The organism is Aquabacter albus (genome assembly GCF_040049275.1).
Classification (GTDB): domain Bacteria; phylum Pseudomonadota; class Alphaproteobacteria; order Rhizobiales; family Xanthobacteraceae; genus Aquabacter.
Map to the genome: position 1 here is coordinate 148,779 of NZ_JBDZDT010000011.1, position 25,206 is coordinate 173,984.

The window sequence follows — 25,206 nt, forward strand, 5'->3', positions numbered from 1 at the left end:
CGTGCCTCCTCTCGCCCGCGCTGCCAGTGCCCCCTACCCCCGGATTTCCACCCCCGCCCATTCCTCCGAAAGCTTCGCGATGGAGGTGAAATCGGAATCCGCGCCGTATTTCGCCTGGGTCAGCGCCAGGATCTGGCGCACCACCGCGCCCATGATCATGGGAATGCCCATGGCCTCCGCCTCGTCGAGGCAGAGCCGCACGTCCTTGTAGGAAAGGCCGGTGGCGAAGCCGAAATCGAAGGTGCCGGGCAGCACGGAGCGCGGGAACTTGTCCTGCGTCGCGCTGTTGCGGCCGGAGGAGACGTTGATGATGTCCAGCAGCACCTTGGGGTCGAGGCCCGCCTTCACCCCCATGGCCATGCCCTCGGAGGAGATGACGATGGCGGCCGCCGCCAGGAGGTTGTTCACCAGCTTTGCGGTCTGGGCGAGGCCGTTCTTCTCGCCGGTGTAAAAGAGCTTGCCGAAATGCTTCAGGATCGGCTCGGCCGTGGTCTCGTAGACCGCCTTCGGGCCGGAGATCATGATGGCAAGCGTGCCGCCCTTGGCGCCGGCGATGCCGCCGGAGACCGGCGCGTCGATCAGCGAAATCTCACGCTCGCCCAAGCCCTTCGCCACGATGGCGGAGGCGCCGGGGCCGGAGGTGGAGAGGTCGATCACCGTGCGGATCTTGTTGCCGTGCGCGAGCCCGCCCTCGCCGAGGGTCACGGACTTCACGATGTCCGGCGTCGGCAGGCTGAGGAGGATGGTCTCGGCGGTGGTGGCCACCTCGCCAGGGGAAGACGCGAGGCGCGCGCCGCGTGCCACCAGCGGGGCGGTTGCCGCAGCCTGCGTGTCGTAGACGCACAGCTCATAGCCGGCATCGAGGAGGCGGGATGCCATGGCACCGCCCATGCGGCCAAGGCCAACGAAACCGAGAAGCTCACCCATGACGTTCCCTCTGCCGCAGAGTTAGGCTCGCGGCTCATCTATTGTGGGAACGAGGCTAAACCCGATGAACCAAGACCGTCATCGTCTATTACAGTATAACAGCTTTCTCATCGGCGATGTTCACGCTGCAATGCAGCAGATTCCGCAGATTTGTCCGACAGCCACAGGCCGCGCCGCACAAGATCCTGCACCTGCCGCCGCACCATGGCGGCCAGCGCGCGGGTCGCGGACGTGGTCGGCCCCTGGCTGGAGGTGGCAAGGATCAACTGGCGCGTGAGAACTGGGTCGACAATGGACCAACTCTTCATGCGCCCCGTCTCGATGAGGTGTCGCGCCGGGCCGTAGGAGAGCAGCGTGTAGCCCATCCCCCGCTCCACCAAAGCAAGGGTGGAGGGCATGGCGTCCACTTCCAGGATCACGTTCATGTCGATGGTCGCCTCGCCCAGCAGCGCGTCCACCACGAGGCGCAGCCCGTGGGGGCGCGAGGGGATGATCATGGGGATTTCGGGTAGCCGCCGCGCCGGCACCGGGCCATCGGGCAGCCCCAAAGGATCGTCGATGGCGCCGAGGAGGTTGATCTCTTCCTGCAACAAGGGTTCGGCGCGCAGATTGCTGGTGCGCGGGGCGTTGTAGAGCACCGCCACATCGATCTTGCCCGTCGCCAGCCATTCGAGGAGATGGCCGGAAAAGCCCTCCACCACCCGCATGGAGATGAGCGGGAATTCGGCGCGGAAGGTCTGCACCAGCGGCACGGTGAGGATGGAGCCCACGGAGGGAGGCATGCCTATGGCGATGGTGCCGCGCGGCTCGGCGCGCAGCGCCATCACTTCGGTGGTGGCCCGCGAAACGCTGTCGAGTACGCCGCCCGCATAGGAGTGCAGCAGCTTGCCCGCCTCGGTCAGCACGATGCCGCGGCCGTTGCGGTAGAAGAGCTCGATGCCCAGTTCCTGCTCCAGCGTCTTGATCTGGCGCGAGAGCACAGGCTGGGCGACGGACAACACGGCGGCGGCCCGCGAGAAGGAGCCGAATTCCGCCAGTGTCGCGAAGGCTTTCAGCTGCTTGAAGTCCATTTTTTCATTCGTATTGCGCGGTTGAAAGGGCTGGCAATACCCCCAGGCCGTCCCGTCCGGCCTCGCGATTTCCAGAATAACAGTTAGCACGCGCGCGGCGGCGGACACAGTCTCCCCCATCTGCCAGTCTTCGCGCAACGCGCCGCTACGTCATTTAAAGTGCGCGAGGGAGGAAACCATGGCCGACGAAAACAAGGGCACCGTGCTTCTGACGGGCGCGGCAGGCGGGCTCGGCCGCGCTATCGCGCGCGGGGTGGTCGCCTCCGGCCGCCGCATCGTGCTGGTGGACCGCAATCCCGAAGGGTTGGCGGAACTGGCCGGGGAATTGGGCGCGGCCGCCCACCCCATCACGCTCGACACCACGGACCACGCCAAGGTGGACGGCATCCTTTCCAGCGTGCCGGCGGATTTCGCCCCGGTGGAGGTGCTCATCAACAATGCGGGCCACGACATTGGCGGGCGCACGCCGTTTGCCGAGGGCTCACCGGATGATTGGAGCAACATCATCCAGACCAACCTGATCGGCACCATGCGCATGACCCGCGCCGTGCTGCCAGCCATGGTGGCGCGCAATTCCGGGCACATCGTCAATATATCGTCCATCAATGCGGTGCGGCTCATCCCTGATATGACCGCCTATTCCACCTCGAAGGCCGGCGTGCGCATGTTCACGCAGACCCTGCGCGGGGAACTCACCGAGACCGCCGTGCGCGTCACCGAGATCCTCCCCGGCCTTGTCCGCACGGGCATCATCCTGACCCGCTATCGCGGAGACAAGGAGAAGGAGAGGGCCTATTTCGACCAGTTCAAGATGGCGCTTGAGCCCGAGGACGTGGCCCGCACCATCCTCTACGCCCTGGAGCAGCCTCCGCACGTGCAGATCGCGGAGATCATGGTGCTGCCGGTGAACAGGTTCTAGCGACGATCGGGCCTCAAAGGGCGGCGAGCCGGTATTCGCGGTCGATGGAGGAGGCGTGCAGATTGTGGTCGAAGCCGTAAATGTGCAGCGAGACCGCATCCCCCACGCCCACATTCGCCATCTGGTGCAGGTTCGGCCCCGTGGGCAGCATGCAGCCAATGTATCCTTGGCTGCGGGTGGTGCGCTTCACCAGCACCGCCTGCTCACTGTCGATGGCCCGGAAATGGGCGTCCTCGATCTGGCCCTGCAGCACCGCGAAGCAGCAGGAGCAATGGTGGTCGTGGATCGACGTCCGCGACCCCGCCGCCCATACCATGGCCCACACGCTGATCTCCTCATCGCCATAGATCAGGTTGCGTTCATAGCCGCCCGGCCGGCGCTTCAGCGCCATGCCGTCGAGAAGGCCGGGACGTTGCACGAGATGTTCCAGGGCACCACGGGCGGCGGCGAGGTAGTCCTGCGCTGAGCCTTTGCTCGCCGCACCCAGATGGCGCAGCAGCTTCATATCGTTCGGCTCTTGCAGCGAGGTCATGTCTTCATCCGCATGGAAAGGATGAAGACAGGCTAGGCGACCGCATCGGGAATTGGATTGCGAATTTTCCACACTTCCTGACCAGATTGGGATTCCTTTATCCGCAATTTCGCCGTTCGTAGAATTTTGTTGCGCCATTCGCTATAGCGTTGAAATCGCCGTGTGGGCATTGCCCATGATTCCGCCTGCCGTGGGGAGCCATGTCCCGTACCGCCGTGAAACTGGATGCGATCGACCTCAGAATCCTCAAGGAACTTCAGTCCGATGCGGCTCTGCCGCTCACGGATCTGGCGGAGAGGGTCGGCATCTCGCAGACTCCTTGCTGGCGGCGGGTCCAGAAGCTGGAGAAGGCCGGGATCATCAGGAAGCGCGTCGCTCTCCTGGACCGTGCGTCTCTCAATGTGGGCGTCACCGTGTTCATCGCGGTCCGGACGAACAAGCACTCGGTCGAATGGCTGGAGAAATTCGCCCGTGCCGTCAGGGATATCCCCGAGATCGTCGATTTTTACCGTATGAGCGGAGAGATCGACTATCTGCTAAAGGCCCATGTGCCGGACATCGGCAGCTATGATGCCTTGTATAAGAAACTGATCTCGAAGGTTGAGCTGACCGACGTGACCTCCATGTTTGCCATGGAGGAATTGAAGTCGACCACAGAGATACCGCTGCAGTTCGCCGAGACCGGGCATTCATGAACTGCAGGGCATCGGGCGCGAGACCCCGTGGCAACCCGCGCTAAGGCGCCAGCCAGCGCGAGACCGTGAAGATGGCGAGGCCGATCAGGCCGCCCACCAGCGTGCCGTTGACGCGGATATATTGCAGGTCCTTGCCCACCTGGGTCTCGATCTTCTCGACCAGCGTCTGCGTGTCCCAGCGCTCCACCGTCTCCGTGATGAAACGGCCGACTTCGGCCCGGTTCGGAACGAGGGCGTCCACCACCCATTGCCGCAGGCCGCGATTGAGGGTCTCCCGCATGTGCGGCTCGGCTTCGAGCCACGCGGCGAGCGCCACCACCCCGTCTTCCACCCGCGCCGCGAACAGCCCGTCCGGCTTCGCGATGTCGGCGCGCAGCCGCTCCTCCATCTCGTTGCCGAGCCAGTCCACATAGCCGTCCACCACGGACGAGCTCAGCACCTCGGACTTGATGCGCTCCATCCGCTCCGGCATCTCCTCGTCCGAGGAGAGCAGGGAGATCCAGTGAGAAATCTCCTGCTGGAATCGGCGTCGCCACGGATGGTCCTGCGCCCGCGCCGCCTCCAGCTCGCGCAGCACCTCGGCGATGAAGGCATCGGCCAGCTTGTTGTCCACCCAGCCGGGCAGCCAGCGCACGCCCTTGCTCGCGACCTGCTCGCGGATGCCATCCTGGTGGTCGTGCATGAAGGCGCTGGCCAGCATCAGGATCCGGTCAAAGACTTCGTTGTGGTAGCCGTTGCGCACCAGCACCGAGAGCGTCCGCGCCGACAGCGAGGCCACGTCGATGGAATCGACGCCTTGACGGAAAGCCGCGCCGGCGAAGCTCCGGAGGCGCTTGTCTCCCAGGAGATCGAGCAGCGGCGGAACGAGATTGCGCGATTGCTCCTTCAGCCAAAGCACGTTGTGCGGCTGCTTCAGCCAGTCCGCGGCAAGGCCGGCAGCGTCGAAGCGTTCCAGCCGGGTGGCGATGTGCTCGGGCGCGAGGAAATTGTTCGAGACGAAACGGCCCATGGCCGCTGCGACGCGCTGCTTGTGGCGCGGAATGATGGCCGTGTGGGGAATGGGGATCCCGAGCGGATGGCGGAACAGCGCGACCACCGCGAACCAGTCGGCGCAGGCGCCCACCATCGCCGCCTCGCAGAAGGCCCGCAGATACGGCATGCCCGACCACAGATCGGGCCAGCGGACGGTGAAGACGAACGTGGCCGTGACCAAGGCGAGCAGGCCGGTGGCGGTCCACCACAGGCGGCGCGCCGCAGCCGCCACATAGTCGCTATTCTCCGGCTCGGATCCTACGCCGGTCTCTCCGGCGTCGGTCATTTCCGCGCCGCCTGGGGCGGTGGAGAGGGCATGCGGGTGCGGTTGTTCAACTCGCGCGCGGCGTGGTGATAAAGGGCCTCGATCTGAGGCGCGCCATAGGTCCGCTCAAGCCGCCGAATGGCGAAATGGCCCCGTGCGATGCGCTGGAAATGGTCCATGAACACCATATTGACCGTTGCCCCGCCGACCGCGCCGAGGATGGGCGCCGCGCTGGCCGCCAGCCGGTCCGACACCGCAAGGCCGAACCGCCCCATGATCTCGCCCACCAGACGGGTGATGACCGGCGAGGAGGCATTGACGACGCCGAACTCGGCAAACTGCCTGGCGACGTCGCTCATGAGGCGGGAGAGCACCGCGCGGACCGCATAATAATCGATGCGGGCAACGTCCGCGGTCGAGCGCCCGCCAAGGGCGAAGACCTCGACGCAGGCCAGCCGCGCATCGAGCTCGGTCAGGTCTTCGCCATAATCGCGGGCGATCTCCGCGATGGAGCGCAGCATCAGGGTCGTGGTCAAGGGAAGCTCGATTGGCAGGGCCGCCAGACCGAAGAAGCCGCCGACGCCGCCGGTCAGGCCCGTCATGACCTTGCCCGTCCAATCGGACGGCGGGGCGGGCTCGTCATTCTCGAGCGATTCCACGGCGGTCTCGAGGCATTGCAGGATGGCTATGCGCACGATGCCCTGGAACTGCCGGTTGATGGGCCCGGGCATCAGCTTGATGATCTCGTTCACCGGCTTGCCCGCATAGTCCGCCAGCCGCGCCGCGAAGGTCGGCCGTTCCAGCAGCTTCACCGCATGTGAAAGCTCTTTCTGATGCTGGGGGCGCAGGGGCGCGTCGGGATCGTGGCTTTGCGTCATCAGTGGCGTTTCATCAAGGGACGGACGCCGTTGAGGCTGGCGATGATGGCCGAGCCGTTGCTGATGAGGGCCGTGACTTCCGGCCCCACCAGGGTGCCCGGCAAGGCGAGACCCAGTGCGACCGTGTTGAGCGCGGCCACGATGCCGTAATTCTGCTTGATGAGGGCGACCGCATCGCGGGAGATTTCCATCGCCTGCACCAGCTTCCAGAGAGAATCCTCCATGAGGATCACGTCCGCAGCCTCATGGGCGATGTCCGCGCCATGCTTCATGGCGATGCCCACGTCGGCGAAGCTCAGGGCCGGGGAATCGTTGATCCCATCTCCGATCATGGCGATCACCCGGCCTTCCTTCTGAAGGCTCTGGACCACCTCCGCCTTGTCGGCGGGCATCATGTTCGCCACCTGCCGCGTGAGGCCCAGCCGGCGGCCGACGGCGGCGGCGACGACGGCATTGTCGCCGGTGAGCATGACGGTGTCGCGCACGCCCATGGCATGCAGCCGCTCGATCACCTGCCGGCCTTCGGGGCGGATGCGGTCCTCGTAGGAGATGAGGCCGGCGAGCTTGCCGTCCACCGCCACATAGAGGCAGGAATGGCCGCGATGATCGATGGCGGCGCGGTCGGAAGCGATGTGATCGACCCTGATGTCGCTCTGCCTGAGGAAGCGCTCGCTGCCCACATGCATGTAATAGCCGTTGACCTTGCCTTCCACGCCAAGGCCGATGTGGTACTGCGTCTCGTCGCAGGGCGGCATCTGCAGGTCGAGCTCGCGGATCTTCTCCCGCAGGGCCTCGGCCACCGGATGCTGCAAATGGGTCTCGGCCGCGCCGGCGAGCGCCAGCAGATGGTCGTCGGCGATATTGTCCTCATAGCCGATGATGCCGGTGACGTGCGGCGTGCCGAAGCTGAGCGTGCCCGTCTTGTCGAACACCACCGTGTCCACATGGGCGAGCTTCTCCATGTGCCCGCCGCTCTTGATGATGATGCCGCAGCGCGCGGCATGGGTCATGGAGGACAGAACGGAGGTGGGCGCGGCGACGCGGATGCCGGTGCCGTAATCGACGATCACCAGTGACAGGAAGCGGTTGAAGTCGCGCGTGAGCAGCGCGGTGCCGATCGCCATGCCCAGCGTCGGCAGCACCAGCCGGTCGGCGAAGCGCTCCGCATGATTCTGCATGCGGGTGTCGCCCACGGGATTGGATTCCACGAGCCGGGCGATCTGCCCCGCCGTGGTGTTGTCCCCGACCCGGTCGGCGCGGATGGTGACCTGGCCTTCCTGCACGACGGTGGCGGCATAGACCTGCTCGCCGACCGAGCGCGAGACCGCGAGGCCCTCGCCGGTGATGGTCTTCTGGTCGACCAGCGCATGGCCGCGCACGATCTCGCCATCCACCGGGATCATGTCGCCGGGATAGACCACGACGTGGTCGTCGGGCTGGAGGTCCGCGGCCGGGATCGACACCACCGTGCCGTCCTTCACGATCCAGGCATTCTTGCTCTGGAACTCCAGCAATTCGCGGATGGCGCGCTTCGAGCCCGCCGCCGTCAGGTCGCGGATCCAGTCTCCCAGCCGGATCAGCCAGACGACGATGGTGGCGGCGACGAGGTTGCCCTGGGCGATGGAGGCGCCGATGGCAAGCGTATCGAGGAAGTCCACGTTGAGGCGCCGCTCGCTGCTCAAGACGTGCCAGGCGCGCTTGAAGATCGGGATGGCGTTGTAGAGGGTCAGGGGAACATTGATCGCGAAAGCCAGCGGGTGCGGGATGAGCGCCAGCCCGAACGACAGGGTCGGCAGGCTGAGCGGGCAGCGCAGGCTCTTCTCGGCGCTCGGCTTTGGCTTCGGAGCGGGTGCAGGCACTGGCGCCGGCACAGCGACCTGCCGTCCGAGAAGGCCTTCGAGATCCCCGATGCTCATGTGCCGGAGCAGGCCCAGAATGCCGTCCAGCTCTCCCTTGCGGGCCGGATCATAGTCCAGCACCAGGCAGGCGCAGTCATAATTGATGCGGGCACTTTTCACCCAGGCCTGGCCCTTGAGCCAGGCGAGGGTCGCCTCCGCCAGCTGCGAGGGATGGGCCAGCAGGGGGATGTGCAAACGAATCCTGCCCGCAATCGCGTGGCGGATATCAAAATACATGGAATCGGCCTCGATTCCCCCGTGGTTCCACGAGGGCCGCGTCCTCGGTGGATCAGCGCGCCGCGTAGGCTGGCGCGGGCGAATGCTGTGTGTGCAACTCGGCGAGATGGTTGAACGAGAACAGGGCCAGCGTCGCCCACATGGGGGTCGCAGCTCCCGCTCCAAGCTCAAAGAAGGTGTAGGCAGCCAAGCCGCCGACCAGAACGATCTTCAGGTCAACCGTATTGCCGGAGACGGACTTCAGCTCATAGTCCAGCTTCTTGAAGAACTGGACCGTGTTCCTCGCGAATTCGGAGCGCTCCGCCAGGAACTCGGCTTCCGCCTCGATCTTGGACGCGAGCACATGGATCTCATCGCCGGGGCGGGGCGCGTGCTCGACCCGGTGCTGACTGCAGATATGGCCGAACTGAGCGGCGAACTGGCCTTCGTGCTGGACATCGTAATTGATGATGACGCTGCCGCTCTCGGGCTTCGTCTTCACGCTGGAGATGCCGGGCACCTTGGAGAAGATGTCCTGATAAAGGGTCAGCAGCTCCGGCTGGGACTTGCCATGGGGCACCTTGAGGCGAATGCGGCCCGGCACCTTGTGGACGATCTTGAGCTTGTGCTTGCGCGGCCGGGCCGGCTTGCCGGCCGCGGGCTGCGCCGGGGAACCGTCCACAGCGGCGGCGTCCCTGGCGGCGGTGCCGCTGGCGACGTCATCCTTGGCGGCGATTTCCACGGCCGCGATGTCCTTCTCGGCGACGTCCATGGCGTGCTCCAGAGCGCCGATCACGGCCTGCTCCACAGCAAGGTTCACGTCCGGCGTCGGGGAAGCGTCCGCGGCGTTGTCCTTCACGCCGGTGGTGTCATGCGTAATGGAGTTCGTCATCACTCAATCTCATGCCACGCGTGAAGCGCTCGGAAGACGCGCCGTCTTCCCGTATCCGTATTCAGCAGGGTTTCTTTGCCGAAACCGGCACATCCCTGCGGAAATGCGAGCCTTTGACGGACAAGGCAATAACGCGTGCTCCGGATTACCGGGCGCCGACACGCCTCGCGGGCAGCCAAAGGCCTCAAGGCAGATCACACCGCAGGGCCAAGCACGAATGGCCTGGCCCTGGGGCAGCCTCAGTGGGCGTTGGCGGCAGCGGTGGCGGGCTTTTCCTGCGCCGTGGCCACCTGCTCGGCCTTGACCTCGGCGGCGATGTCCTGGAGCTGCTCCTGCGCTTCGCTCACGGCCGACCGGGCCTTGCGGCTGATCTTGTAGGCGCCGCGCACGGTGGTGTGCAGCAGCGGCTTCATGCGCGAGCCGAGCTTCGGCAGAAGATTGGGCGCGAGGGTCGCGGCAACGCCGATCACCATGCCGGGAATGAGCGCGACTTCGAACAGGGCGACGCCCGCGGCCACAACAGCGATGGTCGCAGCCTTGCCGACGATATCGTCGGACGGCGCAGCCTCCGCCTGCTCGCCATTGGCGACATGCTCCTCGGCCAGCTCAGCGTCGTCTTCGACGTGCAACTTGTATTTAGACATGGCAAACGCCCCCCGCTCTTTCGCCATTAAACCGCAGTGCAACACAACAGCATCTCGGTAACGCAAGTGGGAGCGGGTTGCAACGCTCTGAGCTTGTCATAATTTATTCATATACAATCAAATCCTGCATAATATTCGATGCAACGCTGCTGAAACTCCTGCACCAGCCTCGTTCGATTAGGAAACGGACGCAATAACTGGTTGGCGCCGGCGATTCGGCGTGATTCACGGCGCCCCGAAGAGGCGCTGCGATAGGACCGGCGGGGGACGCGGGCACATTCCTTCGACACAGCATCGAGGGAACGTGCGCGCGTCAGCATTTTCGGCCGTCGCTTGCGCATATTGCTTCTTTTAAAAGCTAGAATATGAAGCCATAATGGCTGGCCTTTGAGCCTTCCGTCCGGAATTTTGCGAAGAGAAGAGATCACATGCAGATCGAGATCCGCCGCATCCTCACTTTGGTTGACCACAAGGACGTCGAAGCCGGCCGCCGGCACGCCGAGCCCATCCGCAAGGTCGCGGTGATCGCCCTGGTGGGGAATCCCTATGCGGGCCGCTATGTGGAGGATCTCTCGCCCATGATCGATGCGAGCGCCGCGCTGGGACGGGTTATGGCGGACGCGGCCGTCGCGGCCATGGGATCCTACAAGATCGAGAGCTATGGCAAGGGCGGCATCGTCGGTCTTGGCGGGGAGCTGGAGCATGCCAACGCCATGCTGACCACCACCTTCGCCGCGCCCCTGCGCGATGCCATTGGCGGCGCGCTCGCCTGGATCCCCTCCTTCACCAAGCGCGCGGCGCCCGGAGCGACCATCGACGTTCCGCTCGCGCACAAGGACGCGCTTTACGTGCGCTCCCATTATGACGGAATGACACTGCGGCTCCCCGACGAAGCGCCGGAGGCCGACGAAGTGGCGCTCATTGTCTGCATCGCCAATCGCGGGCGCCTCAATGCGCGCGTGGGCGGCCTCGCCAGCCACGAGATCAGCGCCAAAGACGGCCTGCGCTGAGGAGAGACCCATGCGCACGGTCATCACCAATATCGGCCGCATCGTCACCGGCCGGATCGAGGCGCCCTTTGCCGCGGGCGACACCATCGTCATGCAGGACGGGTCGATCACGGCCGTCGGAACAGCATCGGCTAGCGATATAGACGCCGCCGACGTCGTGATCGATGCCGCCGGAACCACCGCCATCCCCGGCCTCATCGACAGCCATGTCCACATCACCTTCGGCGACTACACCCCGCGCCAGCGCGTGGTGGGCTATCTCGAAAGCTACGTGCATGGCGGAACCACCACCGCCATCACCGCCTCCGAGGTGCATGTGCCCGGCCGGCCGAAGGACCCTGCCGGCGTCAAGGCCCTGGCGCTGGCGGCGCGGGCCTGCTTCCTGGATTATCGGCCCGGCGGCATGCGGGTGCATGCCGGCTCCGTCATTCTGGAGCCGGGCCTGACCGAGGCCGACCTGTCCGATCTCCGGAGCGCCGGAATCTGGCTGGCGAAGGCCGGCTTTGGGGCTTTCGGCACGCCCTTCGACTATGCACCGCTCATGCAGGCCGCGCGGCGCCTCGGCATGGTGACGACCATGCATACGGGCGGGTCTTCCATTCCCGGCTCGTCCGGCATCTGGGCGGAGCATGTGCTGGCGTCCAATCCCTGCGTGTCCTTCCACGTCAATGGCGGCCCCGTCGCCATGCCGGAAGCGGGCTTCGCGCGGCTGGTGGAGGACAGCGACATCGCCCTGCAGATCTGCACGGCCGGCAACCTGCGCACCGCGCTGCTGACCGCGAAGCTCCTCGATGCGGCCGGCCAGCCGGAGCGCCTGCTGATCGCGACGGACACGCCCACGGGAAGCGGGATTATGCCGCTCGGCATGTTCTACACCATCTCCCATCTGGCGAGCCTCGGCGGGATGCCGCCGGAGCAGGCCATCGCCGCGGCCACCGGCAACAATGCCGGCGTCTACCGCCTGAATTCCGGCCTGCTGGAAGCCGGCCGTGACGGCGACGTGCTTCTCATCGACGCCTGCGCCGGTGGCTCGCAGGACGACGCTTTGGCGGCGCTGAGCAATGGCGACGTGCCCGCCGTCGCCGCCGTGGTCACAGACGGCGTCCCGCGCTTCGTCGGCAGGAGCCGCAATACGCCCGCATCGGTGCGCACGGTGCGGGTGGCGCAATGCAGGCTTCCATTCGACTTCTCGGGGGCCCCGCACTGAGCGGTAGCCAACTGCTCCGTCCCCAGGGTGGTGGTTCACGGGAGGCGACAAAGGAAGCTTTTAAAGTTAGGTAGCCGGTCTGGAGCTTGTTCTGCATCCTTGGAGGAAACCGGTGCCAGACACAAAACCGCGCCCTCGGGGAAAAGGGAAGACATCGGCCGCCGCCAAAGCGCCTGACAAGGCGAGCCCGCCGCTGACCATCACCCGGCCGGAAATGCTGGTGGATGGAAGCGACCGGCACTTCCGGCGTCTGGTCCACGCGCTGTTCGGCTTCCTGGCCCGTCACGAAGCGATCCGCACCGGGCACGGCGCGCGCATCGGGCTTGCCGGGATCGAATACACGGTGCTGATCTCCATCGGCCATCTGGCGGTTGAGGAACCGTCCCTCAGCGTGAACGCCCTCGCCAGCCACCTGCACCTCAGCGGGGCCTTCGTCACCACCATCACCAACAAGCTGGCGCGGCGCGGGCTGGTGACGAAGACGCCGGATACGCAGGACCGGCGGCGCGTGCAGCTCCAGGTCACCGACAAGGGCCGCGCGCTTCTGTCCAGCCTCGCCCCCGTGCAGCGACGGGTGAACGATGTGGAGTTCGACTGCCTGAGCAAGGAGGACTTCCAGCTCCTCCTGCCCTTGGTGGAACGGCTGGTGGACAGCGCGGACCGGGCGCTGAAGCTTCAATCCTACCTGAGGGATGAGCCGGCCGAGACGCCAACCCCCTGATCGTCCGCCCTGGCACCGACCTCCTCCCCTGCGAGCGGCCGGCCGCCCAGGAACGTCTGCGAGATGACCGGGTCGTTCGCCAGATCCTTCGCACGCCCGGACGTGACGACGCGGCCGAGCTCCAGAAGATAGGCGCGGTCGGCGATCTTCAGCGTATGCCGCGCCTTCTGCTCCACGAGGAGGACCGTGAGCCCCGTTTCGCGCAGGGACAAAATGAGGTCGAACACGAAGCTCGCCATCTTCGGCGCGAGCCCCAGCGAGGGCTCGTCCAGCAGGAGGAGGCGCGGGCGCGAAAGCAAAGCGCGGGCGATGGCGAGCATCTGCTGCTCGCCGCCGGAGAGGAGGCTCGCAAGGCCGGACCTGCGCTCCGCAAGGATGGGAAAGCGCTGGTACATGCCCTCCAGATCGGCGGCCGCCTCGCGTTTGTCGTTCCGGCAATAGATGCCCATCTGAAGGTTTTCCTGGACCGTCATCCGGCCGAGGATGCCCCGCCCCTCGGGCACCAGCGAGATGCCCGCGCGCAGGTTCCGCTCCGCCGCACCGGGCTTCACCGGCCGCCCGTCCAGCATGACGCTTCCGCTAAAAGGAAGAAGCCCTGCAATGGCCTTGACGGTGGTGGTCTTGCCGGCGCCGTTCGCGCCGATCAGCGCGACGATCTCGCCGGCGGCGACGTCGAGGTCGATGCCGTGGACGGCATGGATGGGACCGTACCGCACATGCATGTCGCGGACCTGGAGCATCATGCCTCACTTCCAAGATAGGCGTCGAGAACGACGGGGTCCGTGCGCACCTCGTCCGGCGTGCCCTTGGCGATCAGGCGCCCGAAATCAAGGACATACAGCCGCTCGCACAGATTCATCACAAAGGTCATGTCGTGCTCGATCAGGAGGATGGACAGGCCGTCCTGGCACAGCTTGAGCAGCAGGAGGCGAAGCTCCTCCGCCTCCTCGTGGTTCATGCCCGCAATGGGCTCGTCGAGGAGGAGAAGATGCGGTTTAGCGGTGAGCGCGCGCGCCATCTCCACCTTGCGCTGCAGGCCATATGGCAGGGAGCGCGCCGGCCGGTCGCGGAACTTCTCCAGGCCGAAGAAGGTCAGTGCCCGCTCGGCCTCCACGGCCGCCTGGGTTTTCGAGAGGCCCGCCGGCAGGAAGCGCGAGAGCGCGGCGCCCTTCGGCCGCTGCGCCACCAGAAGATGCTCCCACACGGTCATGCTCGAAAACAGCCGGATGTTCTGGAAGGTCCGGGCGATCCCCGCCCGGGCAATCTGATAGGGCCGCAGCCCGGTCATGCGCTGGCCGCTGAGATAGATCTCGCCCGCGGTCGGCTCATAAGCGCCGGTGATGATGTTGAAGGTGGTCGTCTTCCCCGCGCCGTTGGGGCCGATGATGCCGGTGATCCCTCCGGCATGCACGTCGAGCGACACGTTCGAAAGGGCCTGTACGCCGCCGAAGGTGCGCGTGACGTCGATCAGCGACAGCAGGATGCCGGGATTGCTCATGTGCCTTGCCTCCGCAGCGTGAGCATGCGGAACAGGCCGCGGTCCAATATGCCCTGGCGCCGCACCAGCAGGACGAGGATCAGCAGCGTGCCGAAGGCGGCGAGCCGCCAGTCCGCGAGGAAGCGGAGGGTCTCCGGCAGCATGACCAGCAGCGCCGCGCCCACCAGCGCGCCGGGGGCCACCGTGGAGCCGCCGAGGATGACGGCGAGCACGAGATCGATCGACCGCTCGAAGCCGAAATTGGCCGGCTCGATATAGACCTGGTGGTGGGCGAACAGCCCGCCAGCGATGGCCGCCACCGCCGCGCCGAATCCGAACGCGCCGATCTTCGTCGCCGTGGTGTTCAGGCCCACGAGGCTCGCGGCGGTCTCATCATCATGGGTAGCACGGATTTCCAGCCAGAGACGGCTCCTCTCCAGCACCGACACGAGGATGAGAACCCCGCCCGCCCAGAGCCAGATATAGCCGACGCTCACATGCGCCATGCCCGAAAAGCCCCCGGCGCCGCCCATGGGCTCGAAATTGAGGAAGAAGCTCCGCACCATCTCGCCGAAGCCGAGGGTGGCCATGGCGAGATAGATGCCCTTCAGCCTCAGGGCGGGAAAGCCGATGACCACGCCGACGATCCCGGCGAAGACCGCCGCGATCAGCAGCGCGGCGGTGAGCGGCAGGCCCACCTCGACCGTCAGCCACGAGGCCACATAGGCGCCGATGCCCATGAAGCCCGCATTGCCGAGCGAGAGCTGCCCCGTGGCGAGGATGATGTAGACGCTCAACGCGCCCAGCATGAGGATCCCGGTATCGGCCAGGAGGCCGGCATAATAGGTCGACATCACACGCGCGGCCCATGGTCTGAGCGTGCGCCGCCAAGCAGGCCCTGCGGACGCACGAGGAGGATGAGGATCATCAGCCCGTAGACGACGAAGTCGCGGATCTGCGAGCCGCCATAGGAGATGGTCGCGACCTCGGCGAGGCCGATCAGCGGCCCGGCGAGCAGCGCGCCCCAGGTGCGCGTGACGCCGCCGACCACCATGACGGCGATGGCCTTCAGCCCGGTCTCGACACCGATATAGGGCGTGATGGCCGCATAATGCAGGCTGATGAGGACACCCGCCGCGCCCGCCATGACGCCGGACAGGATGAAGGCGATGAGGAGGATGTGGTTCGCGCGCACGCCAAGCAGGCGCGCCACATCGCGGTTTTCGGCCACCGCCCTCAAGGCGCGGCCGAGCGTCGTGCGCTGGATGATGAAGGCGAGCGCCGCCACCAGGAAAATGGACGCGCCGATGACCAGGAGCTGCATGGTGCCGATGCTCACCTCCCCCAGCGCGATGCGGCTGCCGAGGCGATCGTCGGGCAATTGGAGGGGGTCCGATCCCCAGAGGTTCGTCGCGATGTTCTGCAGGATGATGGAGAAGCCGAGCGTGCTCAGCATGGGCGTGATGGCGGGGGCGTCGCGCAGCGGCTCGTAGCCGATCTTCTCGATGACCACGGACACCGCCGCGGCGACCACCATTCCCCCGATGATCGCCACAGGGAGCGGTGCGCCGGCCATGATCAGCGTGAAGCCGACATAGCCGCCGATCATGAAGAGTTCGGCGATGGCGAGGTTGAGGATGCCGAGTATCCCCATGACCAATGAGAACGACAGCGCGATCAGTGTGTAGACAGCTCCCAGGGTCAGGCCGTTGACGACCTGCTGGAGCAATAAGGCACCGCTCATGGCTCGCCTGCTGCTTTATCGATGGGGCAGCCGGCCGGCGGACCGCCGGCCGGAATGGCAACGAAGACTGAGCGTCAGAGCCCGCAGGCGGCCTGATCGGGAGAGCTGCACTTGTGGAGCTTGTCCGCCCAGGCGCCGTTCTTTCCCTCGACGATATAGAACAGCTTCACCGCGTCGCCGTCGGCGTTGAAGGTCACGGGGCCGGCGAGGCCCTTGAAGTCCTTCAGCTTGGCCATGTAGTCACGGATCTTGACACGGTCCGCCTCCAGGTCTTCCGGCTTTGCCGTGACGCCGGCATGCTTGGCGGCCTCCACGTACATGCTCACGATCTCATAGATGTTCGCATCGTACATGCTGGGCTCGATCTCGGCCGGCAGGTTGGACTCGGCTCTGAGCAGCGGCGTCAGGGACGCGACGAATTTCTTCGCGGCGTCCGTGTCCATGCCCACATAGAAGGTGGTCGGGGCGACGATGGGAAGCTCCGGTGCCGCCTTCAGGATGGCGGAGGAGATGAGCTGGGTGGCACCCACGATGGGCTTCGTCATGCCCTGCCGCTTCATCTCCCGGATCACGGTGACCGCCTGGCTGTAGTCCGCGCTCACCACGACCCCGTCGGGATTGTAGGATTTCAGCTTGGTCACCTGGGCGCTGACGTCGAGATCGCCGGTATTGAAGGACAGGAGGTCCTTGGCGTTCAGAACCTCGATCCCGTTGGCGACCATGGTGTCGGGCATGATCTTTGTGCCCACGGTCGCGGCGGTGGCGTCCTTGGCGTCATAGATCACCGCCACCGTCTTGATGCCGTAGGTCTGCTTGAAATACGGCACCGTGGTCTGGGCGAGGATCTGCTCGTCGATGGTGTTGCGGAACGCCCAGGGGCGGTTGGCCTTGGCAACGCCGGGCTTCGAGGATGCCTGCGAGGTGCTCACCACGCCCAATTGGTTGGCGACCGGGAAGACCACTTCGCAAGCGCTGCTCGTAAGGGGGCCGGCGACCGCGAGCACCTTGTCATCGCCCGCGAGCTTGCGCAGCGCGTTGGTGGCCTGCGCGGGGCGCGCCGCATCGTCATAGATGAGGATGCGCAGCTTGGCGCCGTTGACGCCGCCGGCATCATTCACCTGCTTCTCGAGCATCTTGAGCGTCACCGTATTGGCGCGCCCCCACTCCGCGAAGTGGCCGCTGCTCGGCACGATGGCGCCAATGGCGATTTCCCGCCCCTTAAGGTCCTGGGCAAAGGAAAGTGTACTTGTCGCGACCCCCAATCCGAAGAGGAGAGGCGCACAAAGAGCGAATTTTGAAGCTCGTTCCACCAATGTAGGCAATGCTTTATCCCCTCTTTATCGAATTGCGGGCTGAATTTTCACAGACCGATTGTGTGAGCCAACGACTAGACTGGTTGATGCAAAGCTTTTGCCAGCATCCACCGCCCTGCCTTCGGCGCGTGCACAGCCAATAAATTAGCAAAGTTGAAAAGCTTCGACAAGAAGCGAAATTAGCCAGATCGGCGCGCGGCCGGGCGAAAATCCGATCAAAAAATGGGCCATCTCCCATATTCCGCATCGCCGACGTGCAGGGGCGCCCCGCCCCCTCCCCCGCCGTATTCAGCGGAAACATACGAGATGTAATTTCACTTGCAAAATTAGCTAACATGAGGAGGAGATAGAGAGGCAAGAAGACGGGGACGTGCGAGCCAACGTCTTCACGCGAACCAATTTCGGGGCGACCTCGCAGGGCGCCGATCAACAGGAAGAGCGACCATGAATGCCCTGGACATTGCCTCCGCACTATCGGTGAAGACCGGCGCCGAGCACATCGCCAGCGTGCGCGACGGGCGCGCCGTCTATCTCGATGGCGCGCGCGTTCCGGACGTGTCGCAGCACAAGGCCTATCGTAACGCCATCGCCTCCTCCGGCATGCTCTACGACTACCAGTCCGCGCCGGAGAACATCGAGCGGATGACCTTCGACATCGGCAATGGGCGGCGCGTGAACCGTGCGTGGCAGCTGCCGGCGAGCTATGGGGATCTCGTGGAGCGCCGGAAGGCCCTCGTCGAATGGGCGGAACTGACATGCGGCTTCATCGGGCGCTCGCCCGACCACGTGGCGTCGTCCGTGGCAGGCCAGATCATGGGCATCGAGGTGTTCGAGCGCCATGATCCCAAGCGCGCCGCCGCCTTCCGCGACTGGTTCGACTATGCGCGCCGCAGCGACCTGTTCCTCACCTATGTCATCAACAATGTGCAGGGCGACCGTTCAAAGGCGTTCGGCGACCAGGGCGACGGCGCGGAGGACATGGTCGCGCGCATCGTCGATGAGGATTCTTCGGGCATTACCATCCGCGGCGCCAAGCTCTTCGCCACCAGCGCCATCATGGCCAACGAGATCTTCGTGGGGTCGGGGCAGCCGCTGAAGCCCGGCGAGGAGCACCTCGCCTTCGCCTGCGCCCTGCCCATGAACGCGAAGGGGATGAAGCTGCTCTCGCGCAAGTCGTTCGAAGAGCACGCCATCTCCGAGTATGACAGCCCCCTCGCCTATCGCTATGACGAGAACGATGCGCTGGTGTTCTTCGACGACGTGAAGGTGCCGTGGGACCGGGTCTTCGTCTATCGCGACACCGACATGTGCCGCGCGCAGCTCCACGATACGCCCGCGCATGTCTACCAGAACTACCAGGCCCAGATGCGCCTCTCGGTGAAGCTGCGCTTCCTGGTGGGCCTCGCCCGCAACGTCGCGGAGATCATCGGCACCATCAACTTTCCGCCGGTCAGGGACGTGCTGGGCAAACTGGCCTCGCAGGCATCGCTCATCGAGGGCATGGTCTACGGCATGGAGGCCAGCGGCACGCAGCAGGGCGCCTACTTCCTGCCGAACCGGCACATGCTCTATGCCGCGCAGGTGCAATCGCAGGAGATGTATCCCCAGATCGTCGCTGCGATCCGGGAGCTTGCGGGCGGGGCGCTGCTGATGCTGCCGTCCTCGGTCCACGATTTCGCGAACGCCGATCTCTCGCGCATCATCGCCAGCACCCAGATCTCACCGGCCATGACCGGCCAAGACCGGGTGAAGGCGCTGAAGCTCGCCTGGGACGCGGTCGGCTCCGAGTTCGCCTCCCGCCATCTCCAGTACGAGATGTTCTATGCGGGCGCCCAGTTCGTCACGAGGGGCCACAGCTTCCGCACCTATGACTGGGACCGCGCGGTGGGCATGAGCCGGAACATCGTCAGCGGCTACCGGGCGGAGGATTTCTTCAACCAGCCCACCTGAGCGGTCAGTGACGGGCGAAAACCGAAAGGCCCGCGCCGGGGGCGCGGGCCGGGAGAAGGAGAGAGAAATCAGGCCGGATCGAAATAGTGGATTTCCATGAGAATGCAGCCCTTCTCCGACTTGAAGGGCCCGTGGAAGGCACCCGGTGGGCGGACCGCATAGGTGAAGGGCCCGAACGCCTCGCCGCCATTGCCGTGCTCGTCATTGCCCACCGTGAGGTCGCCGGAGACCAGGAACACCTCTTCCCAATACTCATGCACGAACGGCTTGGTGGTGAACTCGCCGGCATCGAAGCGCAGCAGGCGCGTGCGCGAGCCGCTCTTGTTCTGTTCGTCCAGCCCGCCGGACAGGATCTTCTGCTGGATGCCCTTGGGATATCCGGCCGGCACTTCCCAGCCGGAACTCAGGTCGAGCGTGTGGAACTCGTCATGGATCTTGTTGATGGCCATCGTGGCGTCCTCTGGTCAGAAACGGACTTCATTCAGCGGCGCGGGCGGGCGCCGGAACGACCTCGTCGGAAAGCTCGTAGCTCGCCAGCATGCGGTCGAGCAGCGCGCCGGCGGCCGCCCAGTCATAGGTGCGGAAGGAATGGTTCTTCACCACGAAGCTCGCCCCCGCATAGAACATCTCATACTGCGTATGGCGCGAAGCAAATTCCGAGCCGACCGCATCCCAGGCGAGCTTGTAAAACTTCACCTTCTCCTCGGCATTGGCAGCCGGGGACTGCTGGGTCTTGCCGATGAGGCGCGCCAGTTCCGCATTCTCATAATCGTGCACCGAGGACGGCAGCATGATCATGCCCCCGCCCGCCAGTTCGCGCAGCGTGGTGATCACCTTGCCGTAGAGCTGCTGGGCCACGGTCTGGGCAGCATAGAGGGTGTGGCGGTCGGGCACGAAATAGCGGCCATAATGGCTGCCCTTCGCCTCCATGGCGGCGACGAAGGCATCGATGGTGGCCGCCTCGGCGGCGAGCTGGCCCAGCATCTCCTTCACCTGCGGGAATCCGGTGGTGCCGTTGATCTCGGTGATGCGGCGGGCGACGCCGAGAAGGAATTTCAGCTTCACCGAGAGGCGGATCTGCGCCTGGTAGTTCTGGTAGACGTGGGCCGGCGTCACCTGGAACTGCTTGGCGGTCATCTCGATGCTGTCCACCACGAAGACGCGGTCCCACGGCACCTTCACATCGTCGAAATAGAGCACCGCGTCGTTCTCGTCGAAGCGGCTGGAGAGCGGATTGTCGAACACGGACGACGCGCCCGCCTCGTAGGACTTGCGCGAGAGGATCTTCAGCCCCTTCGCATTCATGGGGATGGCGAAGGAGATGGCGTATTTCTCGTCGCCCGGCTGCAGCGGCTGGATGCAGGTAACGAACACCTCGTTCGCCATGATGCCGCCGGTGGCGAGCATCTTGGCGCCGCGCACGGTGATGCCTTCTGCGTCGCGGTCCACGACCCCAGCCGAGAGATAGGGATCCTGCTGCTGCGCCGCGCTCTTGGAGCGGTCCGCCTGCGGGTTGATGATGACGTAGGTGAGGTAGAGGTCGTTGTCGCGGGCGTAGCGGTAATAGTCCGCGAGCGCCTTGGCGCGGGCCGGATCATAGGCTTCGAAAACGTCGAGGCCCATATAGAGGCCGGAGATGCAGGAGGCCACATGGTCCGGCGCGCGGCCGAGGAAGCCGGCATGCAGCTCGGTCCAGGCTTCAAGGCCGGCGCGGCGGACTTTCAGGTCCTCATAGCTCTCGGGCAGTTGCCAGATGCGGTTGGCGCGGGTGCCGGTGTCGGTCTCGAAAGTCATCAGCTCGCGGTTTTCCGGCGCGCTGTGGAAGTCGAACATACGCCCCACCGAGGCGATGGCCCCCTGATAGGCGGGGTCCGTCGCAGGGTCCTTCACCAGCCGCCCGTCCAGGAAGATCTCGCGGCCATCCTTCAGGCTCGCAATATGCTGGGCTCCGGTCTTGATCATGGCAGTGGTCCTTTAGTATCCGGCGGCGTCAGTTGCGCGCGCTCTCGCCCGAGGCGAGGGCGTGGTAGCGGCCGCGGAAGAAGATGAGCGGATCTCCCTCGTGGGGCGCGGAGAAGCGCAGCACCCGCGCAAGGAAGATCTCGTGGTCGCCGCCATCATGGCGGGCATAGGGCTCGCACTCGAAATGGGCGATGGCGCCGGTGATGAGCGGCGCGTCATGGACGCCGCGATGGTGCTCCACCGCGTGCCATTTGTCCTCCAGCGCGCGGGCGAAACGGTTGGAGAGGTCCTGCTGGTGCTGGGCCAGGATATTGATGCCGAAGCCCTTCGCGGCCCGCATGGCGGGAAGCGAATAGGCGTTGCGGGCGACGGAGAACAGCACCAGGGGCGGATCGAGCGAGACCGAGTTGAAGGAACTCATGGTCATGCCCACCACCACGCCGTCGGCCGTGCTCGCGGTAACCACCGCGACGCCGGTCGCGAACTGGCCGAGGGCGTGCCGAAAGGCACGGGCATCGAACTGAGCGTCACTCCCCTCATGCATGGCCTTGGCCTCTCTTAGCTTGATAAAATATCTTTGTTACAAAGATAATTGAACTGGAACGACCGGTCAACGGCCAAATCCCTCAGGTGCGGCAAGCATGGCGGCACGCCAGACCCACGGCCTGTTCAGATAATAAGATCGGGCGTCAGATGGTTTCCGGGCATCTTGATTTCAAGGATGGCGGGCACCCCAGCCGACAGCGCCCGCTCCAGCGCCGCAGGGAAGTCGGCGTCATCCGAGATCGTCTCGCCGTGAACCCCATAGGCGTGGGCCAGGGCCGCAAAGCTGGGATTTGTCAGCACCGTGCCGCTTTCCCGCCCCGGAAAATGGCGCTCCTGGTGCGCGCGGATGGAGCCATAGGCGCCATTGTTCACGACGATCATCACAACGGGCAGCTTGTGATGCACCGCTGTTGCGAAATCGGGCGAGGCCATCTGGAAACAGCCGTCTCCCGCAAGGCCCACCACCACCCGGTCCGGAAAGCGGAGCTTGGCGGCGATGGCCGCCGGCAGGCCATAGCCCATGCAGCCGGACTTCGGCGCCAGCTGGGTGCGAAAGGTGCGGAAACGGAAGAAACGCTGGAGCCAGATGGTGTAGTTGCCGGCGCCATTGGTGACGATGGCATCGTCCGGCAACCGCTCCCGCAAATGGAGGATGGCCTTGGCGAGGTCGAAGCCCGCGGACTTTCCCGGCGGCTTCCGGAAGGCCTCATAGGCCTCCCGGCCCTCGCGCCGCCAGCCGCTCCAATGGGTGGGGTCCAGCGGGGCGACATCACGCAATTGGGCGGCGAAATCCACCATCCCCGAAAGGATGGGCAGGTCGGCATTATAGACCCGCCCCAATTCGTCCGGATCGGGGAACACATGGATGAGGGTCTGCGAGGGGTCCGGCACCTGGAGCGCGCCATAGGCCTTGGTGGAGACCTCGCCCAGCCTGTCTCCGACCACCAGCAAAAGATCCGCCGCCTTCACCCGCGCGGTGAGCGCCGGGCTGGAGCCGAGGCTGAGGTCGCCCACATAGTTCGGGCTGCGATTGTCGACGATGTCCTGCGCCCGGAAGCCCGCGACCACAGGCAGATCATTGGCGGCGCAGAACGCGCTGATATCCGCCGCCGCTTCCGCCGTCCAGCCGCTGCCGCCCACGATCACCAGCGGGCGGTGGGCCGCCTGAAGCAATTCGCGCAGCCGCGCCATGGTCCCGACTGCTGGCGCGGCGGAGACCGGCTTCCAGGCGGGCGCATCCGCCACAGGGCTAAGGTCGCTGAGCACATCCTCGGGAATGGACAGCACCACCGGGCCGGGGCGGCCATGGGTGGCGATGTGGAACGCGCGGCTCAGATATTCCGGGATGGAATCGGCGTTCGGGATGTCGGCGGCCCATTTGCTCATGTCCGCGAACACACGGCTGTAATCCATCTCCTGGAACGCCTCGCGGCCGCGATGGGCGCGCGGCACCTGCCCGATGATGAGGATCATGGGCGTGGAATCCTGGAACGCCGTATGTACGCCCACCGCCGCATGCATGGCGCCGGGGCCGCGGCTGACGATGCACACGCCGGGCGCGCCCCGCAGCTTGCCGTCCGCCTCCGCCATGTGCGCGCCATTGGCCTCGTGGCGGCAGACGATGAAGCGCACGCCATTCTCCCCGCCGCGCAGGGCGTCGAAGATGGGAAGCGCGCTTTCGCCGGGCACGCCGAACACCGTGTCCACGCCATGGATGCGCAGGCCATCCACCAAGATCTGGCCGCCATTGCGCAGGCTGAGCGCGGCGCCTTGGGACGTGGGGCTGACGGTCTCCATGTGGTGCATCCCTTTCTTCAGCGCGCCGGCTCGTAGGCGCAGAGGGTCTTCAGCTCGGAATAGAAATCCAGCGACCGGACACCGCCTTCTCGGCCGATGCCGGAGCGCTTGAAGCCGCCGAACGGCGCCCGCTCGTCGCGCACCCGCCAGCAATTGATCCAGACCGTGCCGCTCTCGAGCCGCCCCGCCACCCGCTCGGCGCGGGCGGCATCGCCGCTCCAGACCGTGGCCGCGAGGCCGAATTCGGAGGCGTTGGCACGGGCGATCACCTCGTCCTCGTCATCGAAGATGGAGAGGTGCGCGCAGGGGCCGAACACTTCCCGGCGACAGATTTCCGCATCGTCCGGGAGCCCGGTCCAGAGGGTCGGCGCCACCCAATAACCCTCCGTGAAAGGAGCCGGCATCTCCAGCGCCCCGCCCCCGGTCAGGACGGTGGCACCATCCGCGCGGGCGCCAGCGTACAGGCCCAGAACCTTGTCGCGCTGGACCGCGCTGATGGCCGGCCCGAGGGTGGTTTCCGCCGCGCGGGGATCGCCCGGCCGCAGATTCTGCGCAGCAGCGACGAGGCCTTCGGCAAAACGCCCGAAGACGGAGCGATGGACGAAGACGCGCTCGGTGGTAAGGCAGACCTGCCCGCAATTGTCGAACATGGACCGCGTGGTGCCGGCGATGGCAGCCGCAAGGTCGCAGTCGCCGAACACCAAGGCCGGATTCTTGCCGCCCAGCTCCAGCGAGACCGGGCGCGGCCCTTCGGCCGCAGCGCGCATGATGGCCTCGCCCGTGCGCGTCTCGCCGGTGAAGGTGATGGCGTTCACGCCGGGATGGGCGACGAGGAAGCCCCCGGCCGCCCCTGCCCCGTGGCCGTGAATCACGTTCAGAACGCCGTCCGGCAGCCCGGCCTCGGCGGCGATGCGCGCGAGCATGAGGGCGGTGCGAGGCGAATGCTCGGACGACTTTACCACGATGGTGTTGCCGCACACCAAGGCCGGCGCCACCTTCCAGGTGAGCAGCAGGAGCGGCAGGTTCCATGGGGCGACGATGCCCACCACGCCCACGGGCTGGCGCAGGATGCGGTTTCTTGCCCGCGCGCCACCGGCCATGGGCGTGTCGAACATCTCCTCCTCCGCCTCCCGCGCGATCTGCGCGAAGGCGCGGAAATTGGCGATGGCGCGCGGGATCTCCACCTGGGTGGTGATGGTGATGGGCTTTCCGGTATCGGCAATCTCCTCGCTCACCAGGAGATCGAGGCGTTCTTCCAGCCGGTCGGCAAGCCGCTCCAGGAAGGTGATCCGCTCGGCGAGCGTCGTCGCTCCCCAGGGCCCGCGTAACGCCGCACGGGCCCTCGCGACCGCCTGGTCCACGAGGTCCGCATCGGCCTCCGCCACACGGGCGGACGGCCGGCCGGTCGCGGGGTCATGCTTCTCGAATCCATCGCGCGCGGGAACTTCGCGGCCGCCGAGGAAGCAGGGAATGTAGGGAAGGTCGCTCATGGGGCTTACATCTCAACTTGC

Annotated in this window: 24 protein-coding genes; 6 read left to right on the forward strand and 18 right to left on the reverse strand. The window is 65.6% G+C overall.

Going from position 1 to position 25,206, the window contains the following annotated elements; genetic code table 11:
• Positions 1-33: 33 nt before the first annotated feature.
• Both ABLE91_RS25040 and ABLE91_RS25045 read right to left on the reverse strand, forming a co-directional pair.
• Entirely contained in the window at positions 34-927 is an 894-nt protein-coding gene (locus tag ABLE91_RS25040; RefSeq protein WP_348935273.1) for an NAD(P)-dependent oxidoreductase, read from the reverse strand.
• A 107-nt stretch (positions 928-1,034) separates the two neighbouring features.
• Complete coding sequence (locus ABLE91_RS25045; protein WP_348935274.1) at positions 1,035-1,997, reverse strand: LysR substrate-binding domain-containing protein; 963 nt, start codon at positions 1,995-1,997, stop codon at positions 1,035-1,037.
• A 178-nt stretch (positions 1,998-2,175) separates the two neighbouring features.
• Here ABLE91_RS25045 and ABLE91_RS25050 point away from each other — a divergent pair, with 178 nt between their 5' ends.
• Positions 2,176-2,916 carry an SDR family oxidoreductase gene (locus ABLE91_RS25050; protein WP_348935275.1) on the forward strand — a complete coding sequence of 247 codons (741 nt, stop codon included), beginning with the start codon at positions 2,176-2,178 and terminating at the stop codon, positions 2,914-2,916.
• 13 nt (positions 2,917-2,929) lie between these two features.
• Here ABLE91_RS25050 and ABLE91_RS25055 read toward each other — a convergent pair whose 3' ends face one another.
• The gene (locus ABLE91_RS25055; RefSeq protein ID WP_348935276.1) at positions 2,930-3,448 is read right to left on the reverse strand and encodes a cysteine dioxygenase; all 519 of its coding nucleotides are present in this window, start codon (positions 3,446-3,448) and stop codon (positions 2,930-2,932) included.
• 200 nt (positions 3,449-3,648) lie between these two features.
• Between ABLE91_RS25055 and ABLE91_RS25060 the strand changes: the two genes are divergently transcribed.
• Positions 3,649-4,143: an Lrp/AsnC family transcriptional regulator gene (locus tag ABLE91_RS25060; RefSeq protein WP_510181995.1), complete on the forward strand. Its 495-nt coding sequence runs from the start codon at positions 3,649-3,651 to the stop codon at positions 4,141-4,143.
• A gap of 40 nt (positions 4,144-4,183) precedes the next feature.
• Here ABLE91_RS25060 and ABLE91_RS25065 read toward each other — a convergent pair whose 3' ends face one another.
• The 5 genes from ABLE91_RS25065 to ABLE91_RS25085 form a co-directional block, all read right to left on the reverse strand.
• Complete coding sequence (locus ABLE91_RS25065; RefSeq protein WP_348935277.1) at positions 4,184-5,461, reverse strand: DUF445 domain-containing protein; 1,278 nt, start codon at positions 5,459-5,461, stop codon at positions 4,184-4,186.
• Entirely contained in the window at positions 5,458-6,318 is an 861-nt protein-coding gene (locus ABLE91_RS25070; RefSeq protein WP_348935278.1) for an EcsC family protein, read from the reverse strand. The genes ABLE91_RS25065 and ABLE91_RS25070 overlap by 4 nt, the downstream gene beginning before the upstream one ends.
• Positions 6,318-8,411 (reverse strand): heavy metal translocating P-type ATPase, encoded by a 2,094-nt coding sequence (locus ABLE91_RS25075; protein ID WP_348935279.1) that lies wholly within the window; start codon positions 8,409-8,411, stop codon positions 6,318-6,320. Before ABLE91_RS25075 ends, ABLE91_RS25070 begins: the two co-directional genes overlap by 1 nt.
• A gap of 94 nt (positions 8,412-8,505) precedes the next feature.
• Positions 8,506-9,324 (reverse strand): HMA2 domain-containing protein, encoded by an 819-nt coding sequence (locus ABLE91_RS25080; protein ID WP_348935280.1) that lies wholly within the window; start codon positions 9,322-9,324, stop codon positions 8,506-8,508.
• Between the two features lie 239 nt (positions 9,325-9,563).
• On the reverse strand, positions 9,564-9,968 hold the full coding sequence (locus ABLE91_RS25085; protein ID WP_348935281.1) for a DUF5132 domain-containing protein: 405 nt from the start codon (positions 9,966-9,968) through the stop codon (positions 9,564-9,566).
• A gap of 428 nt (positions 9,969-10,396) precedes the next feature.
• On the opposite strand from ABLE91_RS25085, the gene ABLE91_RS25090 reads away from it, so the two are divergent.
• From ABLE91_RS25090 to ABLE91_RS25100, 3 genes are all read left to right on the forward strand, one after another.
• Positions 10,397-10,978 carry an amino acid synthesis family protein gene (locus ABLE91_RS25090; protein WP_348935282.1) on the forward strand — a complete coding sequence of 194 codons (582 nt, stop codon included), beginning with the start codon at positions 10,397-10,399 and terminating at the stop codon, positions 10,976-10,978.
• Positions 10,979-10,988: 10 nt separating this feature from the next.
• A complete protein-coding gene (locus tag ABLE91_RS25095) occupies positions 10,989-12,185 on the forward strand; it encodes an amidohydrolase family protein (protein WP_348935283.1) in 1,197 nt (398 codons plus the stop codon).
• A 112-nt stretch (positions 12,186-12,297) separates the two neighbouring features.
• Positions 12,298-12,906, forward strand: coding sequence for a MarR family winged helix-turn-helix transcriptional regulator (locus ABLE91_RS25100; protein WP_348935284.1), 609 nt, complete (start codon positions 12,298-12,300; stop codon positions 12,904-12,906).
• Here ABLE91_RS25100 and ABLE91_RS25105 read toward each other — a convergent pair.
• From ABLE91_RS25105 to ABLE91_RS25125, 5 genes are all read right to left on the reverse strand, one after another.
• Complete coding sequence (locus ABLE91_RS25105; protein WP_348935285.1) at positions 12,867-13,649, reverse strand: ABC transporter ATP-binding protein; 783 nt, start codon at positions 13,647-13,649, stop codon at positions 12,867-12,869. The two genes, ABLE91_RS25100 and ABLE91_RS25105, sit on opposite strands and share 40 nt — an antisense overlap.
• Complete coding sequence (locus tag ABLE91_RS25110; protein WP_348935286.1) at positions 13,646-14,404, reverse strand: ABC transporter ATP-binding protein; 759 nt, start codon at positions 14,402-14,404, stop codon at positions 13,646-13,648. The genes ABLE91_RS25105 and ABLE91_RS25110 overlap by 4 nt, the downstream gene beginning before the upstream one ends.
• The gene (locus tag ABLE91_RS25115; RefSeq protein WP_348935287.1) at positions 14,401-15,237 is read right to left on the reverse strand and encodes a branched-chain amino acid ABC transporter permease; all 837 of its coding nucleotides are present in this window, start codon (positions 15,235-15,237) and stop codon (positions 14,401-14,403) included. Before ABLE91_RS25115 ends, ABLE91_RS25110 begins: the two co-directional genes overlap by 4 nt.
• The gene (locus ABLE91_RS25120) at positions 15,237-16,127 is read right to left on the reverse strand and encodes a branched-chain amino acid ABC transporter permease (protein WP_348935288.1); all 891 of its coding nucleotides are present in this window, start codon (positions 16,125-16,127) and stop codon (positions 15,237-15,239) included. The genes ABLE91_RS25115 and ABLE91_RS25120 overlap by 1 nt, the downstream gene beginning before the upstream one ends.
• Before the next feature lie 74 nt (positions 16,128-16,201).
• Entirely contained in the window at positions 16,202-17,389 is a 1,188-nt protein-coding gene (locus tag ABLE91_RS25125; protein WP_348935289.1) for an ABC transporter substrate-binding protein, read from the reverse strand.
• A gap of 495 nt (positions 17,390-17,884) precedes the next feature.
• On the opposite strand from ABLE91_RS25125, the gene ABLE91_RS25130 reads away from it, so the two are divergent.
• Entirely contained in the window at positions 17,885-19,390 is a 1,506-nt protein-coding gene (locus ABLE91_RS25130; RefSeq protein ID WP_348935290.1) for a 4-hydroxyphenylacetate 3-hydroxylase family protein, read from the forward strand.
• 68 nt (positions 19,391-19,458) lie between these two features.
• Here the strand turns inward: ABLE91_RS25130 and ABLE91_RS25135 are convergent, their stop codons facing one another.
• The 5 genes from ABLE91_RS25135 to ABLE91_RS25155 all read right to left on the reverse strand — a co-directional run bounded on the left by ABLE91_RS25135 (position 19,459) and on the right by ABLE91_RS25155 (position 25,185).
• Positions 19,459-19,839 (reverse strand): cupin domain-containing protein, encoded by a 381-nt coding sequence (locus ABLE91_RS25135; protein ID WP_348935291.1) that lies wholly within the window; start codon positions 19,837-19,839, stop codon positions 19,459-19,461.
• A 28-nt stretch (positions 19,840-19,867) separates the two neighbouring features.
• Positions 19,868-21,352, reverse strand: a complete 1,485-nt coding sequence (locus ABLE91_RS25140; RefSeq protein ID WP_348935292.1) for a 4-hydroxyphenylacetate 3-hydroxylase family protein — start codon at positions 21,350-21,352, stop codon at positions 19,868-19,870.
• Between the two features lie 28 nt (positions 21,353-21,380).
• Positions 21,381-21,896: a flavin reductase family protein gene (locus ABLE91_RS25145; protein WP_348935293.1), complete on the reverse strand. Its 516-nt coding sequence runs from the start codon at positions 21,894-21,896 to the stop codon at positions 21,381-21,383.
• Positions 21,897-22,021: 125 nt separating this feature from the next.
• A complete protein-coding gene (locus tag ABLE91_RS25150; protein WP_348935294.1) occupies positions 22,022-23,695 on the reverse strand; it encodes a thiamine pyrophosphate-dependent enzyme in 1,674 nt (557 codons plus the stop codon).
• A gap of 17 nt (positions 23,696-23,712) precedes the next feature.
• The gene (locus tag ABLE91_RS25155) at positions 23,713-25,185 is read right to left on the reverse strand and encodes an aldehyde dehydrogenase family protein (RefSeq protein ID WP_348935295.1); all 1,473 of its coding nucleotides are present in this window, start codon (positions 25,183-25,185) and stop codon (positions 23,713-23,715) included.
• Between the last annotated feature and the right edge of the window lie 21 nt (positions 25,186-25,206).

Excerpts from the sequence above, each read along its gene's own strand:
- ABLE91_RS25040 (WP_348935273.1), bottom strand. The coding sequence starts at position 927 with ATGGGTGAGCTTCTCGGTTTCGTTGGCCTTGGCCGCATGGGCGGTGCC.
- ABLE91_RS25045 (WP_348935274.1), bottom strand. The coding sequence starts at position 1,997 with ATGGACTTCAAGCAGCTGAAAGCCTTCGCGACACTGGCGGAATTCGGC.
- ABLE91_RS25050 (WP_348935275.1), top strand. The coding sequence starts at position 2,176 with ATGGCCGACGAAAACAAGGGCACCGTGCTTCTGACGGGCGCGGCAGGC.
- ABLE91_RS25055 (WP_348935276.1), bottom strand. The coding sequence starts at position 3,448 with ATGACCTCGCTGCAAGAGCCGAACGATATGAAGCTGCTGCGCCATCTG.
- ABLE91_RS25060 (WP_510181995.1), top strand. The coding sequence starts at position 3,649 with ATGTCCCGTACCGCCGTGAAACTGGATGCGATCGACCTCAGAATCCTC.
- ABLE91_RS25065 (WP_348935277.1), bottom strand. The coding sequence starts at position 5,461 with ATGACCGACGCCGGAGAGACCGGCGTAGGATCCGAGCCGGAGAATAGC.
- ABLE91_RS25070 (WP_348935278.1), bottom strand. The coding sequence starts at position 6,318 with ATGACGCAAAGCCACGATCCCGACGCGCCCCTGCGCCCCCAGCATCAG.
- ABLE91_RS25080 (WP_348935280.1), bottom strand. The coding sequence starts at position 9,324 with ATGACGAACTCCATTACGCATGACACCACCGGCGTGAAGGACAACGCC.
- ABLE91_RS25085 (WP_348935281.1), bottom strand. The coding sequence starts at position 9,968 with ATGTCTAAATACAAGTTGCACGTCGAAGACGACGCTGAGCTGGCCGAG.
- ABLE91_RS25090 (WP_348935282.1), top strand. The coding sequence starts at position 10,397 with ATGCAGATCGAGATCCGCCGCATCCTCACTTTGGTTGACCACAAGGAC.
- ABLE91_RS25095 (WP_348935283.1), top strand. The coding sequence starts at position 10,989 with ATGCGCACGGTCATCACCAATATCGGCCGCATCGTCACCGGCCGGATC.
- ABLE91_RS25105 (WP_348935285.1), bottom strand. The coding sequence starts at position 13,649 with ATGATGCTCCAGGTCCGCGACATGCATGTGCGGTACGGTCCCATCCAT.
- ABLE91_RS25110 (WP_348935286.1), bottom strand. The coding sequence starts at position 14,404 with ATGAGCAATCCCGGCATCCTGCTGTCGCTGATCGACGTCACGCGCACC.
- ABLE91_RS25115 (WP_348935287.1), bottom strand. The coding sequence starts at position 15,237 with ATGTCGACCTATTATGCCGGCCTCCTGGCCGATACCGGGATCCTCATG.
- ABLE91_RS25120 (WP_348935288.1), bottom strand. The coding sequence starts at position 16,127 with ATGAGCGGTGCCTTATTGCTCCAGCAGGTCGTCAACGGCCTGACCCTG.
- ABLE91_RS25130 (WP_348935290.1), top strand. The coding sequence starts at position 17,885 with ATGAATGCCCTGGACATTGCCTCCGCACTATCGGTGAAGACCGGCGCC.
- ABLE91_RS25135 (WP_348935291.1), bottom strand. The coding sequence starts at position 19,839 with ATGGCCATCAACAAGATCCATGACGAGTTCCACACGCTCGACCTGAGT.
- ABLE91_RS25140 (WP_348935292.1), bottom strand. The coding sequence starts at position 21,352 with ATGATCAAGACCGGAGCCCAGCATATTGCGAGCCTGAAGGATGGCCGC.
- ABLE91_RS25145 (WP_348935293.1), bottom strand. The coding sequence starts at position 21,896 with ATGCATGAGGGGAGTGACGCTCAGTTCGATGCCCGTGCCTTTCGGCAC.
- ABLE91_RS25150 (WP_348935294.1), bottom strand. The coding sequence starts at position 23,695 with ATGGAGACCGTCAGCCCCACGTCCCAAGGCGCCGCGCTCAGCCTGCGC.
- ABLE91_RS25155 (WP_348935295.1), bottom strand. The coding sequence starts at position 25,185 with ATGAGCGACCTTCCCTACATTCCCTGCTTCCTCGGCGGCCGCGAAGTT.